16 protein-coding genes are annotated in these 14,317 nt (G+C 67.2%); 13 read left to right on the forward strand and 3 right to left on the reverse strand.

Annotated features, from left to right (window positions below; translation table 11 throughout):
* Positions 1-15 precede the first annotated feature (15 nt).
* Genes E9536_RS24025 through E9536_RS24035 form a run of 3 tightly spaced genes read right to left on the reverse strand, consistent with a single transcriptional unit; the run spans position 16 to position 3,698 of the window.
* Positions 16-1,059, reverse strand: a complete 1,044-nt coding sequence (locus E9536_RS24025) for a glycosyltransferase family 2 protein (RefSeq protein ID WP_136470951.1) — start codon at positions 1,057-1,059, stop codon at positions 16-18.
* Between the two features lie 24 nt (positions 1,060-1,083).
* Complete coding sequence (locus E9536_RS24030) at positions 1,084-2,463, reverse strand: glycosyltransferase family 87 protein (RefSeq protein ID WP_136470953.1); 1,380 nt, start codon at positions 2,461-2,463, stop codon at positions 1,084-1,086.
* Positions 2,460-3,698 (reverse strand): glycosyltransferase family 87 protein, encoded by a 1,239-nt coding sequence (locus tag E9536_RS24035; RefSeq protein WP_136470955.1) that lies wholly within the window; start codon positions 3,696-3,698, stop codon positions 2,460-2,462. Before E9536_RS24035 ends, E9536_RS24030 begins: the two co-directional genes overlap by 4 nt.
* An 81-nt stretch (positions 3,699-3,779) precedes the next feature.
* Between E9536_RS24035 and E9536_RS24040 the strand changes: the two genes are divergently transcribed.
* The 13 genes from E9536_RS24040 (at position 3,780) to E9536_RS24100 (ending at position 14,307) form a co-directional block, all read left to right on the forward strand.
* Positions 3,780-4,067 (forward strand): hypothetical protein, encoded by a 288-nt coding sequence (locus E9536_RS24040; RefSeq protein WP_136470957.1) that lies wholly within the window; start codon positions 3,780-3,782, stop codon positions 4,065-4,067.
* A gap of 683 nt (positions 4,068-4,750) precedes the next feature.
* Positions 4,751-4,942, forward strand: a complete 192-nt coding sequence (locus E9536_RS24045) for a Flp family type IVb pilin (RefSeq protein WP_059688225.1) — start codon at positions 4,751-4,753, stop codon at positions 4,940-4,942.
* A 140-nt stretch (positions 4,943-5,082) separates the two neighbouring features.
* The gene (locus E9536_RS24050) at positions 5,083-5,274 is read left to right on the forward strand and encodes a Flp family type IVb pilin (protein ID WP_011349893.1); all 192 of its coding nucleotides are present in this window, start codon (positions 5,083-5,085) and stop codon (positions 5,272-5,274) included.
* 82 nt (positions 5,275-5,356) lie between these two features.
* Positions 5,357-5,563 carry a Flp family type IVb pilin gene (locus E9536_RS24055; RefSeq protein WP_059485633.1) on the forward strand — a complete coding sequence of 69 codons (207 nt, stop codon included), beginning with the start codon at positions 5,357-5,359 and terminating at the stop codon, positions 5,561-5,563.
* Positions 5,564-5,590: 27 nt separating this feature from the next.
* Positions 5,591-6,130, forward strand: a complete 540-nt coding sequence (locus E9536_RS24060) for a prepilin peptidase (RefSeq protein ID WP_059688223.1) — start codon at positions 5,591-5,593, stop codon at positions 6,128-6,130.
* 32 nt (positions 6,131-6,162) lie between these two features.
* The gene (locus E9536_RS24065; RefSeq protein ID WP_060084692.1) at positions 6,163-7,563 is read left to right on the forward strand and encodes a hypothetical protein; all 1,401 of its coding nucleotides are present in this window, start codon (positions 6,163-6,165) and stop codon (positions 7,561-7,563) included.
* Positions 7,564-7,598: 35 nt separating this feature from the next.
* On the forward strand, positions 7,599-8,438 hold the full coding sequence (cpaB, locus tag E9536_RS24070; RefSeq protein ID WP_060084644.1) for a Flp pilus assembly protein CpaB: 840 nt from the start codon (positions 7,599-7,601) through the stop codon (positions 8,436-8,438).
* A gap of 99 nt (positions 8,439-8,537) precedes the next feature.
* A complete protein-coding gene (locus tag E9536_RS24075) occupies positions 8,538-10,475 on the forward strand; it encodes a type II and III secretion system protein family protein (RefSeq protein WP_136470959.1) in 1,938 nt (645 codons plus the stop codon).
* Positions 10,476-10,495: 20 nt separating this feature from the next.
* Complete coding sequence (locus E9536_RS24080) at positions 10,496-10,792, forward strand: hypothetical protein (RefSeq protein ID WP_059648656.1); 297 nt, start codon at positions 10,496-10,498, stop codon at positions 10,790-10,792.
* Positions 10,793-10,817: 25 nt separating this feature from the next.
* Positions 10,818-12,089, forward strand: a complete 1,272-nt coding sequence (locus E9536_RS24085) for a TadE/TadG family type IV pilus assembly protein (protein WP_060084646.1) — start codon at positions 10,818-10,820, stop codon at positions 12,087-12,089.
* 13 nt (positions 12,090-12,102) lie between these two features.
* Positions 12,103-12,636 carry a TadE/TadG family type IV pilus assembly protein gene (locus E9536_RS24090; RefSeq protein WP_060358119.1) on the forward strand — a complete coding sequence of 178 codons (534 nt, stop codon included), beginning with the start codon at positions 12,103-12,105 and terminating at the stop codon, positions 12,634-12,636.
* Positions 12,633-13,076, forward strand: coding sequence for a TadE family protein (locus E9536_RS24095; RefSeq protein ID WP_059485645.1), 444 nt, complete (start codon positions 12,633-12,635; stop codon positions 13,074-13,076). Before E9536_RS24090 ends, E9536_RS24095 begins: the two co-directional genes overlap by 4 nt.
* A gap of 22 nt (positions 13,077-13,098) precedes the next feature.
* Positions 13,099-14,307 carry an AAA family ATPase gene (locus E9536_RS24100; RefSeq protein WP_059688218.1) on the forward strand — a complete coding sequence of 403 codons (1,209 nt, stop codon included), beginning with the start codon at positions 13,099-13,101 and terminating at the stop codon, positions 14,305-14,307.
* Positions 14,308-14,317: the final 10 nt, after the last annotated feature.

Here is a 14,317-nt window from a genome sequence, read left to right on the forward strand (position 1 = left end):
GGCCGTCGCCGCGCGTCAGCGTTCGCCGATCCGCGCACGGGTCGGCTGCACGCGCCGGCGAGCGCTCTGGCGGCGCGCATCGCGCGCGACCCGCAGTTCGACCACCTTGCCGTGCGTCTGGTAGCGGCGGCGGATCAGGTAGACGGGCCGTTGCTTCGACTCGTCGTAGATCCGCCCGATGTATTCGCCGACGACACCGATCCCGATGAGCTCGATGCCGCCGATGAACAGCGTGACCGAGATCAGCGACGCGTAGCCGAGCACCGGATTGCCGAACAGCAGCGTGCGGAGAATGATGAACGCGCCGTACAGGAACGCGAGCGCGGCGATGCCGACGCCGATGTAGGTCCAGCTGCGCAGCGGCACGGTGCTGAAGCTGGTGATGCCTTCCAGCGCGAAATTCCACAGCTTCCAGCCGGAAAATTTCGAGTGCCCGGCACTACGCGCGTCACGCTGGTATTCGACGATGACCGTCCGGTAGCCGACCCACGCGAACAGCCCCTTCATGAAGCGATGCCGCTCGGGCAGGCTGCGCAGCGCGTTCACGACCTTGCGGTCCATCAGCCGGAAATCGCCGACGTTCTCCGGCAGTTTCACGTCCGACAGCAGGTTGTGCACGCGATAGTAGATCGCGGCCGCCGTGCGCTTCGCGAACGAATCGCACGCGCGGTTGCTGCGCTTCGCGGCGACGACTTCCGCACCGTCGCGCCAGTGTTCGATCATCACCGGAATCAGGCTCGGCGGGTCCTGCAGGTCGGCGTCGAGCGGGATCACCGCGTCGCCGAGGGCTTCGTCGAGACCGGCCGTGAGCGCCGCTTCCTTGCCGAAGTTGCGGGTCAGGTCGATCACCCGCACGCGCCGTTCGCCGGCGCCGATCCGGATCAGCCGCTCGAGCGTGTCGTCGCGGCTGCCGTCGTTCACGCAGACGATCTCGAACCGGATGCCGTCGATGGACGCCATCAACGGCATCACGACGTCGAAGAAGCGTTCGACGGCCTCGCCTTCGTTATAGAACGGCACGACCAGCGATACGAGCGGTATATAGAGTGGTTCCCGCATGATGATTTCCCCTGTGATGTCGCTTCACCGATGCACGCCGATGGTCGGTCGGCCGGTGCGGCGCAATCCGTACGCCGGGCGGTGGTGCGTTCTTGCCGAATGGGTGAACGCGGTGTCGGTCGAGTGGTCGCGTGCGTCCGGCATCGACGGCACGTCGCGCCGGTCCCGGGCGATCCGGCTGACGAGCAGCCCGAGCGACGCCAGCGTGACGAGCGGCATGAACTGGAACGACAGATGCGGCACGACCGCGAGGCCCGCGAGCGGCATCAGCCACAGCAGCGTCAGCCATTCACGGTCGAAGCGCCGCCAGCCGTGCGTCCACGCATAACGCGCGTACCACGCGATCACGAGGCCGTACCAGGTCAGGTCGTAGTCGTACAGATAGGGGCTGACGAGCAGGCACGCGCACGCGAGCGTCGCGGCGCGCAGCGCGTACGCGCAGTCGCCGCGCCACGCATAGACGACGGCGATCGCGGCGACCGCGGCCGACAGCAGTTGAAGGCCGCTGGCGACGAAGGTGGGCAGGCCTGCCATCGTCGCGAGCGCGAACACCGACGGCATGCGCGCGAGCTTGGCCTGGCCGGTGCCGACGATCGTGTAGACGCTGTCGATCACATGCGTGAAGGTGATCCACGGGCCGAACCCGAACGCGAGTGTCGCGAGTGCGGCGCTGCACGCGATCGTCGCGGCCCACGCGGCCAGTGCGCGCCATTGGCCGGCGCACAGCAGCGCGAGCGGGAACAGCACCGCGAGCTGCGGCTTCATCGTCAGCAAGCCGAAGCAGATCCCGGCGTGCACGGGGCGGCGGGCCAGCGCGAGCAGGCCGGCACCGGCGAGCAACGCGGTGAAGAGGCTGGTCTGCCCGACGATCACCGTGAGGAACGCGCCGGGGAATGCGAACGCGCACAACCATGCGCCATCTCGCTGCACGATCGCGCGGATCGTTGCCGAAAACAGCGCATAGGTGAGCCCGAGCCACAGCACGAGCGCCAGCGTGTACGGCAGCCAGCCGAGCGGCAGCACGAGCAGCAGCATCGAGGGTGGGTAGAGCCACGGCAGCGTGCCGTCCGCGAGCGTCATCGTCGGGATCGCGAGCTTCTGCACTGCGAACAGCGCGGGAAAATGCCAGGCATCGGCCGCATGCCCGTGCGCGGCGAGCCACGCGGCGCTCCAGATCGGCGAGAAATCCTGCGACAGCGGCTGCAGCGCGCCGTTGTGCGACAGGTACACGCGGGTGACGTAGATGCAGATGAACAGCAGCTCGCTCGCCAGTGCGGCGCCCGCATAGAGGCGCACGCGCTCGCGATTGAGCCAGTGCGGGTAGCGGCGCGGGCCCGCGATCGGGAGTTCCGGATGCACGTCGGTATCCGGGTGCGCGTGGCGTGCGGAAGGTGACGATCTCATCGTGCGCTCCGGGATTCGAGCGCCGTGCGGCGCACGACGATGAACAGCACCGCGAGCAGCACGATCGGCCCGATCTGCGGCAGCTTCATCAGTCGGTTGAACATCTCGAAGATCGGCAGCAGCCACGCCAGCACGATGATGCCCTGGTCGCCCGGCAGCCAGCCTTTGTCGAGACCGTGCGCGATCAGGCAGAAGATCGCGATGCCGAGCCACGTCAGTTCGTAGTTCCACAGATACGGCGTCGTCAGCAGCGTGGCGACGGCCAGCACCGCGCCGCGCAGGCGCATGTCGGGCGTGCGGCGCCATACGTCGACGGCCGCGGCGAGCGCGAGCAGCGCGACCGCCGCTTGCGCGACCAGTGCGGCCGTCACCGGCATGCCCGCGAGCCGCAATGCGGCGAACGGCGTCGGCGACGCGAGCCAGTATGACGGGAGCATGAAATGCTGTTCGCGCACCGTCGACAGTGCCTGGCTCAACCCGTGCAGCGCACCGGGGCCGGCCAGTGCGATGCCGGCGGCCGCGAACAGCGCGGCGGTGATCGCGGCCGCCGCGAAGGTGCGCCACGCACGTGCCGCGATCAGCACGACGGGGAACACCACGGCCAGCTGCGGCTTGATTGCGAGCAGCCCGATCAGCACGCCGGCCGCGACCGGACGCTTGCCGAGCAGATGCAGCGCGAGCGCGGCGATGCCGGCGGTCAGGATGCTGTTCTGGCCGAACAGCGCGGACATGCACACCGCCGAATACGCGACCACGACGATCGCCGCGGCGTGCGGCACAGGAAGATGCGCGCGCAATCCCGACAACCGCGAGACGGCGAACGCGTAGCATAAAAGACTGCCCGCGAAAAAGAGGAAATATGCGGGCAGGAAAGGCACAAGGGCAACCGGAGCGATGAACAGCAACATCGTCGGCGGATAGAGCCAGGGAAGCGACCGGTGCTGCAAATACGTGTCGAAATGCGCGAGCTCGGCCTGCAGGAATAAGGAGGGGTCGTAGGCCGATGCGGCATGGCCTTGCAACACCAGGTGCGATGCGGTCCAGAAGACGGAGAAATCGACGCCCGGCCGGACGGCGACATTCGACGTGAAGCCGCTGGTCACGAAGCCCCAGACAACCAGCAACGCGGCGAAGAGCATCAGCATGATGCAGCTGTACGGAATGATCCGGTCGGCTGTCAGCCACTGAGCGCGGCGTGTTGCCCGCCCGCGCATTTCACGATTGGCTGTGTACATGATTCCCCGTATTTGGTAGAGGCCGCTTGGTCAATCGCAGCCGTTTGATCTTGTGGTGCCTGCGGATCGAGTCGCTCTGAAATGGCGTTGTCCGGTGAGGTCATTGTTGGAGAAAAAATGGCGCGTTGCAAATCACCCGCTGAATGCCGGGATTTAGTCTGGCCTAAGACGCACGTGAAAACCGCATTTTCAGGTATGAGAAATCCGAACTGCGGGCTTTCGTGTTTCTGCCTTGAAACATTCCGTCATTTCGACCGGTTCCGCGCCCCGGCGATCTCTCGGGACGCGAGCGCCGTCGAGCGTCCGGGAAAATCCCAAGAAAAAATTTTCGATCCTTTGCGCAGCGCGGCGGCGGGCATTCAGGCGTGAAACGCTCGCCGGGAAACATATATCAATTTTGAAACATTTCGCACACTGCACCCCGGACCGGGGAGAGCGGGCATCACCGGAACCCTTGATGCGCCTCGATTTCGCCTCGGGTGGCCTGCTCTTTGCGTAAGCGTTGGCACGGCAGTCGACGATGTGACGACCGGGCGGTTCCGGCAAAAGACAGACGGAACCCGGCACTGGAATCACAGGCGGAAAGAAGGGCCGGAGCGCATCGGGGAACAAGCAGCTCCAGGTCGATCAACCGCGCAAGCCTTCGTCGGGTGACCAATGAGACCCGGTATCGTCAGGGCAATAAAAAGTCGGCATGGCCGCATATGGGGAATAAAAATGAAAGACCACAGCACATCACGGTTCGAGAACCGGATTAAAAACATATTGCAGCTTATCCGGGAGTTTGTCTCCCATTCATCTGGATTCCATGCGTCGAACGGCAGTCGTGCCGTTCCGGTCGATCGGATGGTCCGGTTCATCCGGCCGGTCGCACCGTACACGCCTTTCTCGTTCACTGCGTCACTGATACCCATTCGCACGGACAGGGGTGCATATCCCCGCTCCCGCGGCTGAGCGACGCGTCCCGATTTTTCGAGTAGTGCCGGTGGTGCCCAACCCCGACGTCCTGACCGACGAAGGGAATTTCGTAGCAGTCCGAAAGGAGAATGCTCATGACAAGAATCATCGAAAAGATCGCGTGGTTCGTCCAGGATCAGGACGGCGTGACGGCCATCGAATACGGCCTGATCGCTGCCCTGATCGCGATCGGCATCGTCGTCGCGTTGACGACGGTCGGTACGGATCTGAAGACCGTGTTCAGCACGATCGCCGCGGATCTGGACTCGGCGGTAGCAGGAATCTGATGGACGGTACGACGAACGGCTCGTCCGAATCGTTCGTCGGCACCACACGGCATCAACGACATTCCTCGACGTATCGATGCACGGTCATCCGACCAGCCGGCACGCGAGGGCTTTGAAAGTGACCACCCAAGGAGATCAACATGTCCAAGTTCATTCAACAAGCCAGCCGTTTCGTTCGCGATGAAGACGGCGTGACCGCCATCGAATACGGCTTGATCGCCGCACTGATCGCAGTCGGCATCATCCTCGCGCTGTCGACCATCGGGAAGGACCTCAAGACCGTGTTCAGCACGATCGCGGCCGACCTGGACTCGGCGGTGGCGGGTATCTGATGGAGCATGCCGCGGACGGCTCGGCCGGTGCAGCGCTCGAGCCGTCCCCGGCGATCCGATCAACCGGGAACCGGAGACCATCATGCAAGCCAGGATGCGTGTCGTACGTCGCTGGATCGGCGACGAGCAGGGCGTGACGTCGATCGAATATGCGTTGCTCGGCGCGATGTTCGCCGTCGCGGTGCTGGGGACGGTCGTCACGCTGAAGGGTTCGCTTGCCAATGCGTACGAGGTGATCGCAACGGCCGTGACGGCCGCCGTGGCCACCGCGCTGGCAATGGTTTCCTGATCCACCGATTCGACTGCGAGGTTCGCCATGCTACCTGTTGCGCCGCCTTACCCGGTTCCGTTGTGCGTGACGCTGCTCGCGGTCGCCGCGGCCAGCACGGACATCGCGACCCGCCGCATTCCGAACCGTCTCGTCCTGCTCGGCCTGGCCGGCGCGCTGGTTGCCCAGTGCCTGTTGCACGGTGTCGCGGGGGGCGCGCTCGGATGGCTCGCCGGTGCCGCGACCGGCTTCGGCCTGCTGTTGCCGTTCTACCTGTTGCGCGGAATGGCGGCCGGCGACGTGAAGCTGATGCTCGCGATCGGCGCCTGGGTCGGCGCGGAAATGACGTTTTACATCGTGCTGGCCACCTTCCTGGCCGGCGGGATCGGCGCCATCGCCTACGCGCTGCTGCGCGGGCGGATGCGCCAGATGTGGGCGAACGTGCGCGCGTTGATCGCGCGGCGCTCGCCAGGCGCGAGCGCCGAGGCCACCGGCGGCCCCGTCGAAATCGCATCGGTCGGCACGCTGCCGTACGGCGTGGCGATCGCGGCCGGCACGCTGGGCATGCTGTTCGCGTCGTGCGCGTAGCGCGACGGATCTGCAACGAGGACGGAACGATCATGAACACGAATCACACCGAACCGAGACGCGACGCACAGGTGGCACGCCTGCCCGATCCGTTGCCGTCGCGGGAAGCGCATACGAAGCTGGGCGCGCAGTTGCCGGCGGCGCCGCGCTCGCTCGACGATACCGGGTTGAGCATGACGTTCGTCGCCGGTCTCGTGCTGAAGTCGACGCTGATGCTCGGCCGCCCGTCGTACGGCGACCTGGTCGAACGGCACTGCCTGCCGCTCGCCGTGCTCGACGACGTCTTCGCGTTCCTGGTGCGCGAGCATCTCGTCGAGCTCACCCATCGCGGTGCGACCGATCTCGACGTGACGTTCCGCCTGACCGACGCGGGCCGCGTGCTGGCGCTCGAGGAACGGGCGCGCAGCGGCTACAGCGGGCCCGCGCCGGTGACGCTCGACGCGTATCTCGCGTGCCTGAACGCGCATTCGGTACGCAAGCTGCACATCAGCCAGGACGAGGTGTGGGCGGCGTTCGAAGGCATCGTGATCGACACGGCGGTGCTCGATGCGGCCGCGGCTGCGCTGAACGCGGGCCGTCCGCTGCTGATCTACGGGCCCGCCGGCAGCGGCAAGACCTTCCTCGCCGAGCGGCTCGGTTCGCTGATGCGGGGCCGCGTGCCGGTGCCGTACGCGATCTGCGCGGCCGGCGAAGTGATCCAGATCTACGACCCGCTCGTGCACGTCGATGCGGGAACGTCGTCGGGCGGCCAGTCGGTCGATCGCCGCTGGCGCCTGTGCGAACGGCCGGTCGTGATGTCGGGCGGCGAACTGACGCTCGACGAGCTCGACCTGCGTCGCGACGAAGTCGCCGGCTTTTACCAGGCGCCGCCGCACATGAAGGCGAACATGGGCATGTACGTCGTCGACGATCTCGGCCGCCAGCGCGTCGAGCCGCGCGACCTGCTCAACCGCTGGCTGCGTCCGCTCGATCGCGGCGTCGATTACCTGACGCTCGAATCCGGCAACCGCTTCGTGATGCCGTTCGACGTCTGGCCGGTGTTCTCGAGCAACCTCGCGCCGGAGCAGTTCTGCGACGACGCGTTCCTGCGCCGGCTCGGTTCGAAGCTTCACGTGGGCGCGATGGCGATCGACGATTACCGCGCCGTGTATGACGCAGCCTGCGCATCGCTGGGGCTCGTATCGGCGAGCGATGCATTCGACTACCTGCTGCATCGGCTGCACCTGCCGACCGGCAAGGCGTTTCTCGCCTGTTTTCCGGCGGACCTGCTGCGTCTCGTGGCCGCCGGCGCGCGTTACCGCGGCGATCCTCCCGAGGTGACGCACGACGCGCTGTACGACGCGTGGGTGAGCTATTTCGGCGCGGCACCCGAACGTGACGGCGTCCATCCGCCGCCCGTCGAACGCGGCGGACGCACCTTCATCACCGGTTGAGCCGTTTCTTTCACGATTCGTCGAGGAGCATTGCCATGAAAAACAGTCGAGCGGTCATGATGCTGGTCGTCGCGATGGTCGCGGGTCTTGCCGCGGTCGTGTTCGCGTCCCACTGGCTGGTACAGACATCCACGAGTTCGGTCACGCCGGTCGCGGTGGCCACCACCGACCTGAACCTGGGCGAACCGCTCGGGCCGAACCAGATTCACATGGTCAGCTGGCCGTCGGGCAGCGTGCCGACCGGCGCGTTCACCGATACGAAGGCGCTCGAAGGGCGCGTCGTGCGCACCAGCCTCGCACGCGGCGAGCCGGTGATCGAGACGAAGCTCGCGCCGGTCGGCACGAAGGGCGGGCTGTCCGCGGTGATCGCCGACGGCAGCCGCGCGATCACGGTGCGCGTGAACGACGTGGTCGGCGTCGCGGGCTTCGCGCTGCCGGGCAACTACGTCGACGTGATCGTCAACACGCAGGAACAGCAGGGCAAGACCGACGGGCAGAGCATCTCGAAGATCGTGCTCGAGCACATCCTCGTGCTCGCCGTCGCGCAGCAGGTGAGCCGCGACGACACGGCGCCGAAGGTCGTCAACGCGGTGACGCTGGAAGTCACGCCCGACCAGGCCGAACGGCTCGACCTCGCGCGCAGCGTCGGCACGCTGTCGCTCGTGCTGCGCAACCAGGTCGACCAGAAGACGCTGAACACCGACGGGGCGACCAAGCTGACGCTGCTCGGCAAGGAGCCCGCACCCGAAGCGCCCGCGGCGCCCGCTCGCGTACGGACGGTACGCGTGCACGTCGCATCGCATGCGGCGCCGGAAGCGCGGCGCGACTGCGTCGGCGTGCTGACGGGCGTGAAGGGCAGCGTCGAGTGTTTCTGAAGCAGATCAACACAGTCACATAAACGGCCGCCTGCAACGTGCGGCGGCCCTGGAAGTCGATAACCGGCACGGTGCCGGTCTCTCGGGGGATCAGACGAAATGAAGATCAAGCCGCAATGCACGGATACCGGCCCGCTGCGCACACGCGTCGCACGGGGCACGATGATGGTCGCGATCCTCTGTTCGGGATGGCTGACGGTTTATGGCGCACTCGCGCAGGAAGGCATCGAGTCGGCGGTGCTGACGAAGGGCGGCGCCAGCGCGCCGACCGCCGTCGGCAAGGGGCCGATGCAGATGACGATCAGCATGGCGCCGGTGGTGGCCGCCGCGCCCGCCGCGTCGGCGGGGCCGCTGCGCGGGCCGAATTGCGTCGGCGCCGTGCGCGAGTCGACCAGCGTCAGCGTGCCGCTCGGCAAGTCGCTGCTGGTGCCGATGCCGGAGCCGGTCCGCAATCGGACGATCGGCAATCCGGCGGTTGCGCAGGCCACGATGGTGTCACCGCAGACGCTGTACATCCTCGGGCTCGCGGTCGGCACGACCAACATGATCGTGCAGGGCAAGAGCGGCGCATGCCGCGTGATCGACGTCGCGGTCGGCGCGGATGCCGGCGGCCTGCAGGCGTCGCTGCTGCAGCTGATGCCGAACGAGCGCGACATCCGCGTGACGACGGCGGCCGGCACGATCGTGCTGTCGGGCACCGTGTCGAGCTCGCAGGCCGCGCAGCAGGCCGTGCAGATCGCGCGCGCTTACGGGGACAGCGCCGGTGACCCGGCCGCGGGCGGCAAGCAAAGCGGCGGCGGCGTGCTGAACATGCTGGCCGTCACGTCGCCGCAGCAGGTGATGCTCGAGGTGAAGGTGGCCGAGGTGTCGAAGACGCTGATCAACCAGATGGGCAGCGCGCTCAACATCCAGGGCGGGTTCGGTTCGTGGAGCGGGGCGCTGGTCAGCAACCTGCTCGCGGGGGTGGCGAGCGGCGTCGCCTTCAGCAAGGCGAACAACAAGCCGTTCAACCTCGCGGCCGACGCACAGAACACCGACAACCTGGTCAAGATCCTCGCGGAGCCGAATCTCGTGACGATCAGCGGCCAGGAAGCGACGTTCCTCGCCGGCGGCAAGATCTTCATCCCGATTCCGCAGAGCAGCGGCAACGGCACGTCGTCGATCACGCTGCAGGAAGAGGAATTCGGCGTCGCGCTGAAGTTCACGCCGACGGTGCTCGCCAACGGCCGGATCAGCCTGAAGGTGGCGCCGGAAGTGTCGGAGCTGTCGCAGACGGGCGTCACGCTGAGTGCCACCAACATCGGCGGCACGTCGATCCTGCCGCTGATCACGACGCGGCGCGCATCGACGACGGTGCAGATGAGCGACGGCGAATCGTTCGCGATCGGCGGGCTGATCAAGGACAACGTGACGGGCGCGCTGAAGGCGCTCCCGGGTGTGGGCGAAGTGCCGGTGCTCGGCGCGCTGTTCCGCAGCACGTCGTTCCAGCAGGATCGCACCGAGCTGATCTTCCTGATCACGCCGCACCTGGTGAAGCCGCTGCAGACCGCCGACGTGCCGCTGCCGACCGACAGCTTCTCGAAGCCGAACGAAGTCGACGTGTACGCGACGGGCAACATGGAAGGCCGCGGCGGTGTGCGCAAGCCCGGCGCACAACCGGCGAACGGCGCGGCAGCTGCCCCGCAGGCACCGGCTCAGGCACCGGCTCAGGCACCCGTACCGGCGCCGCAACCGGATGCCGCGGCCGCCGCGGCCGCCGCGCTGCCCGCACCGCGTGTGCCGCAAGGCGCGGACGCGCAGCCGCCGGTACCGGCCGAACCGCAGAAGACGCCCGCGCCGGTGGCCGCTGCCGCGCCGCGGCCCGACGCGGCCAATGCGGCGAACGCAGCCAACGCAGCCCGTGTCGCGCGCATTGAAGCCACCGCCGCGCGTCTTGCCGCGGCCGGCCCGGCCACACCGGCCCAGCCGGCGCACCGGCTCCCGGCGGCCGCCCACGCGCAGGTCGCACGCTCGGAATCCGAGCCCACCGATCGTTGATGCCATCCAAGGGGACACTCATGAAATCCGCCTACTTCGTATTCGTGCGCCGTGCGGCGCTCGCCGCACCGCTCGCCTTCGCGCTTGCCGGCTGCATGTCGTCGACCCCGGTGTGGGACACCCGCTTCGGCGAATCGGTCCGCGCCGTGACGCAGGCCCAGATCATCGACCCGCATGCCGCCGAACACGCGGCCGCGACGACGGTGGTCGACGGCGGCGCGGCAGCGTCGGCGCTCGACAACTACGAAAAGTCGTTCAAGCAGGTCGATCCGCCCGCCAATGCGTTCGTGATCGGCATCGGCAAGGCCACCCAGTAACGACGGCACGCTCAGGGAGAACGCCATGAACAGCGCAGCCCGCTATCCGAAAGTCATGCGTCGCAGCCTGCATCGCCAGCGCGGTGCCGTCGCGATCATCGTCGGTCTCGCACTGGCGGTGATGATCGGGTTCGTCGGTCTCGCGCTGGATCTCGGCAAGCTGTACGTCACGCGCAGCGAACTGCAGAACAGCGCCGATGCATGCGCGCTGTCGGCTGCGCGTGACCTGACTTCAGCCATCAGCCTGTCGGTGGCCGAGGCGGACGGGATCGCCGCCGGCCACCTGAATTTCGTGTTTTTCCAGAACAAGTCGGTGCAGATGTCGACGAACGCGAACGTGACGTTCAGCGATTCGCTGTCCAACCCGTTCCTGACGAAGAGCGCGGTCACGACGCCGGCTAACGTCAAGTACGTGCAGTGCACCGCGACGCTGAGCAACATCGCGCACTGGTTCATCGAGGTGCTGAACGTGCTGCCCGGCACGAAGCTCGCGAACGCGGCGGAGGTGTCGGCCAGCGCGATCGCGACTGTCGGCGGCGGGCAGACGACCTGCGCGATTCCGGTGTTCGTGTGCCGCGCGGCGGGCGCACCTGCGTACAAGGTCGGCGACTGGATCACGTCGCCGTCCGGGTCGTCGTCGACCTACGGCCCCGGCAGCTTCGGCTGGGCCGCGCTCGACGGCTCGACGAACGAAACCACCCTGGCCGGCGAGCTGTCGGGCAACACCTGCAACATCACGAGCCCGCCGGACCTCAGCACCACGGGCCTGAAGTCCGCGTCGCTGCGTGCCTGGAATACGCGCTTCGGCATCTATACGAACGGCGCGAACGGGTCGAGCGGCCAGCCCGACTTCACCGGCTACGCGTACGTCGGCCCTAACTACGGGCCGCCCGGAACGGCCGGCATCAAGGGCGACGCGTACACGCAGTTCGTCGCCGACCGCGCGAGCTTCAAGCCCTACCAGGGCGACGGCGCGCCGCCGTCAGGCAGCGGGATTTCGACCAACGGCACCGCGACGGCGAGCAATTACCAGACCTTCGGCGGCGACCGCCGCGTTGCGCTCGCGCCGGAGGGCGACTGCTCGACGCTGAACGGCAATAGCGGCAAGGTGCACGTCACGCAATGGGATTGCGTGCTGATGCTCGATCCGCTTCCGTTCAGCGCCGGCAGCGGCGCCGTCGTGGCGCACCTCGAATACCTCGGCTCGTCGGTCTCCGGCAACAACCCGTGCGCGACGCACGGCTTGCCCGGCAGCGGCAGCGCGTCCGGGACCCAGGTTCCGATGCTCGTTCAATAGCGGAGAGATGATCATGAAGAAGCCGCCGTTTCGCCGTTCGCGCACCCGTGGCGTCGCCGCCGTCGAGTTCGCGCTCGTGCTGGTACCGATGATCATGCTCGCGACCGGCGTGGCCGAGTTCGGCCGCGCGATCTACCAGTACGAGACGCTGACCAAGGCGACGCGCAATGCGGCGCGCTACCTGTCGGTCTGGCTGCCGACCGACAGCGCGTACCCGGTGTCGCAGGCGCAGTGCCTCGTCGTCTACGGCAGCACGACGTGCGGCTCGTCGGGCACCGAGCTGGTGCCTGGGCTCACGACGTCGATGGTGACGATCTGCGACGCGCAGCGCACGACCGGCTGCAGCGACACGTCCGATCCGTCGCAGTTCGCGAACCTGCCGACCTACGACTCGAACAACAACACGGCAAGCGGGACGGCGACGGGCGCGATCAACGTCGTCGAAGTGAAGATCTCGGGCTACAAGTACAAGCCGATTCCCGCCTACCCGTGGCTGCCGTCGATCACCTTCAACAACATCGTCACCGTGATGAGGCAAGTGTCATGAACGCACGCCATGCCCCCCAGTCACGCCGCCGCGCCCAGCGCGGCTCGACGATCGTCGAGTTCGCGCTGATCGCGTCGGTCCTGATCATGCTGCTGATCGGCATCTTCGAATTCGGCCGCGTGCTGTTCTACTGGAACACCGCGAGCGAAGCCGTGCGTCTCGGCGCGCGCACGGCGGTGGTGTGCGACGTGAACGCCGCCGGCGTCGCGAAGCGCGTGAGGGCGCTGCTGCCGCTGCTGTCGAACGCGAACGTGTCGGTGAACTACTCGCCGGCGAGCTGCGACGTGAATTCGTGCGCGTTCGTGACCGTCAGCGTCACGAACGTCACGGTCAAGACGATGATCCCGTTCGTGAATGTCTCGGTCAGGATGCCGGCTTTCGCGACGACGCTGCCGCGCGAAAGCCTGACTTCCGCGACCGGCGGCGCAAACTGCAATTGATCGAACAGGCGAGGCACACGACATGATCAACATCCTCGTAGCTTCCGACGATACCGCGCGACTCACGCAGATCGCGCGCCTCGTGGCCGACTGCGGACGTTATCGCGCCACGCGCGCGACCGGCCGCCCGTCGCAGATCGAACATCGTACCGACGGGCTCGACGCGTTCGACATCCTGCTGGTCGACGGCACGTCGCTCGAGCCGTCCGAACTGTCGGCGATCGAGCGCATCTGCCGCGCGCACGCGGGCCTGACCTGCATTCTCGTGACGGCGGACACGTCGCAGCACATGCTGCTCGACGCGATGCGCGCGGGCGCGCGGGACGTGCTGCAGTGGCCGCTCGATCCACAGGCGCTCGGCAATGCGCTCGAGCGCGCGGCCGCGCAAAGCACGCGGCGCGACACCGACGATACGCGGATCGTGTCGTTCATGTCGTGCAAGGGCGGGGCCGGCACGAGCTTCGCGGCCAGCAACATCGCATTCGAGATCGCGGAAGGCTTCAAGCGACGCGTGCTGCTGATCGACCTGAACCAGCAGTTCGCCGATGCGGCGTTCCTCGTCAGCGACGAAACCCCGCCGTCGACGCTGCCGCAACTGTGCACGCAGATCGAGCGGCTCGACAGCGCATTCCTCGACGCGAGCGTCGCGCACGTGACGGAGAACTTCCACGTGCTCGCGGGCGCAGGCGACCCGGTCAAGGCCGCCGAGATGCGCGAGGACGCGCTCGAATGGATCCTGGGTGTTGCCGCGCCGCGCTACGACTTCGTGATCTTCGACGTCGGTGTCTGCATCAATCCGCTGTCGATGGTCGCGCTGGATCGCAGCGACCAGATCCAGCTGGTGCTGCAGCCTGCGATGCCGCACGTGCGCGCGGGCCGCCGGCTGCTGGAGATCCTCGTGTCGCTCGGCTACTCGACCGACCAGTTGCGTCTGATCGTGAACCGCGCGACGCGCGCGAGCGACCGTACCCGCACCGCGCTCGAGGAAGTGCTCGGCCTGCAGGCGGCCTGCACGATCCCCGACGATGCGGACACCGTGCTCGAAGCGATCAACCAGGGCCATCCGGTGTCGCGGCTCGCGCGCGGCACGGCGGTCGTGCGCGCGTTGCAAGGCTGCGCGAAGCAACTCGTCGACGGGGAGGTGCGCGCGGGGCACGGCACCACGCACAGCGAACCGCTGATGTCCCGGCTTTTCGGCCGCAGGGCCACGCCGAAGCTCAAGTCCATGTAAATCTTTCGGG

It is taken from the genome of Burkholderia sp. LS-044 (assembly GCF_004803625.1).
GTDB classification, from domain to species: Bacteria; Pseudomonadota; Gammaproteobacteria; order Burkholderiales; family Burkholderiaceae; genus Burkholderia; species Burkholderia cepacia.

Bases quoted from the DNA above. Each gene is read 5' to 3' on its own strand.
- E9536_RS24025 (WP_136470951.1), bottom strand. From the start codon at position 1,059: ATGCGGGAACCACTCTATATACCGCTCGTATCGCTGGTCGTGCCGTTC.
- E9536_RS24030 (WP_136470953.1), bottom strand. From the start codon at position 2,463: ATGAGATCGTCACCTTCCGCACGCCACGCGCACCCGGATACCGACGTG.
- E9536_RS24035 (WP_136470955.1), bottom strand. From the start codon at position 3,698: ATGTACACAGCCAATCGTGAAATGCGCGGGCGGGCAACACGCCGCGCT.
- E9536_RS24040 (WP_136470957.1), top strand. From the start codon at position 3,780: ATGGCGTTGTCCGGTGAGGTCATTGTTGGAGAAAAAATGGCGCGTTGC.
- E9536_RS24045 (WP_059688225.1), top strand. From the start codon at position 4,751: ATGACAAGAATCATCGAAAAGATCGCGTGGTTCGTCCAGGATCAGGAC.
- E9536_RS24050 (WP_011349893.1), top strand. From the start codon at position 5,083: ATGTCCAAGTTCATTCAACAAGCCAGCCGTTTCGTTCGCGATGAAGAC.
- E9536_RS24055 (WP_059485633.1), top strand. From the start codon at position 5,357: ATGCAAGCCAGGATGCGTGTCGTACGTCGCTGGATCGGCGACGAGCAG.
- E9536_RS24060 (WP_059688223.1), top strand. From the start codon at position 5,591: ATGCTACCTGTTGCGCCGCCTTACCCGGTTCCGTTGTGCGTGACGCTG.
- E9536_RS24065 (WP_060084692.1), top strand. From the start codon at position 6,163: ATGAACACGAATCACACCGAACCGAGACGCGACGCACAGGTGGCACGC.
- cpaB (WP_060084644.1), top strand. From the start codon at position 7,599: ATGAAAAACAGTCGAGCGGTCATGATGCTGGTCGTCGCGATGGTCGCG.
- E9536_RS24075 (WP_136470959.1), top strand. From the start codon at position 8,538: ATGAAGATCAAGCCGCAATGCACGGATACCGGCCCGCTGCGCACACGC.
- E9536_RS24080 (WP_059648656.1), top strand. From the start codon at position 10,496: ATGAAATCCGCCTACTTCGTATTCGTGCGCCGTGCGGCGCTCGCCGCA.
- E9536_RS24085 (WP_060084646.1), top strand. From the start codon at position 10,818: ATGAACAGCGCAGCCCGCTATCCGAAAGTCATGCGTCGCAGCCTGCAT.
- E9536_RS24090 (WP_060358119.1), top strand. From the start codon at position 12,103: ATGAAGAAGCCGCCGTTTCGCCGTTCGCGCACCCGTGGCGTCGCCGCC.
- E9536_RS24095 (WP_059485645.1), top strand. From the start codon at position 12,633: ATGAACGCACGCCATGCCCCCCAGTCACGCCGCCGCGCCCAGCGCGGC.
- E9536_RS24100 (WP_059688218.1), top strand. From the start codon at position 13,099: ATGATCAACATCCTCGTAGCTTCCGACGATACCGCGCGACTCACGCAG.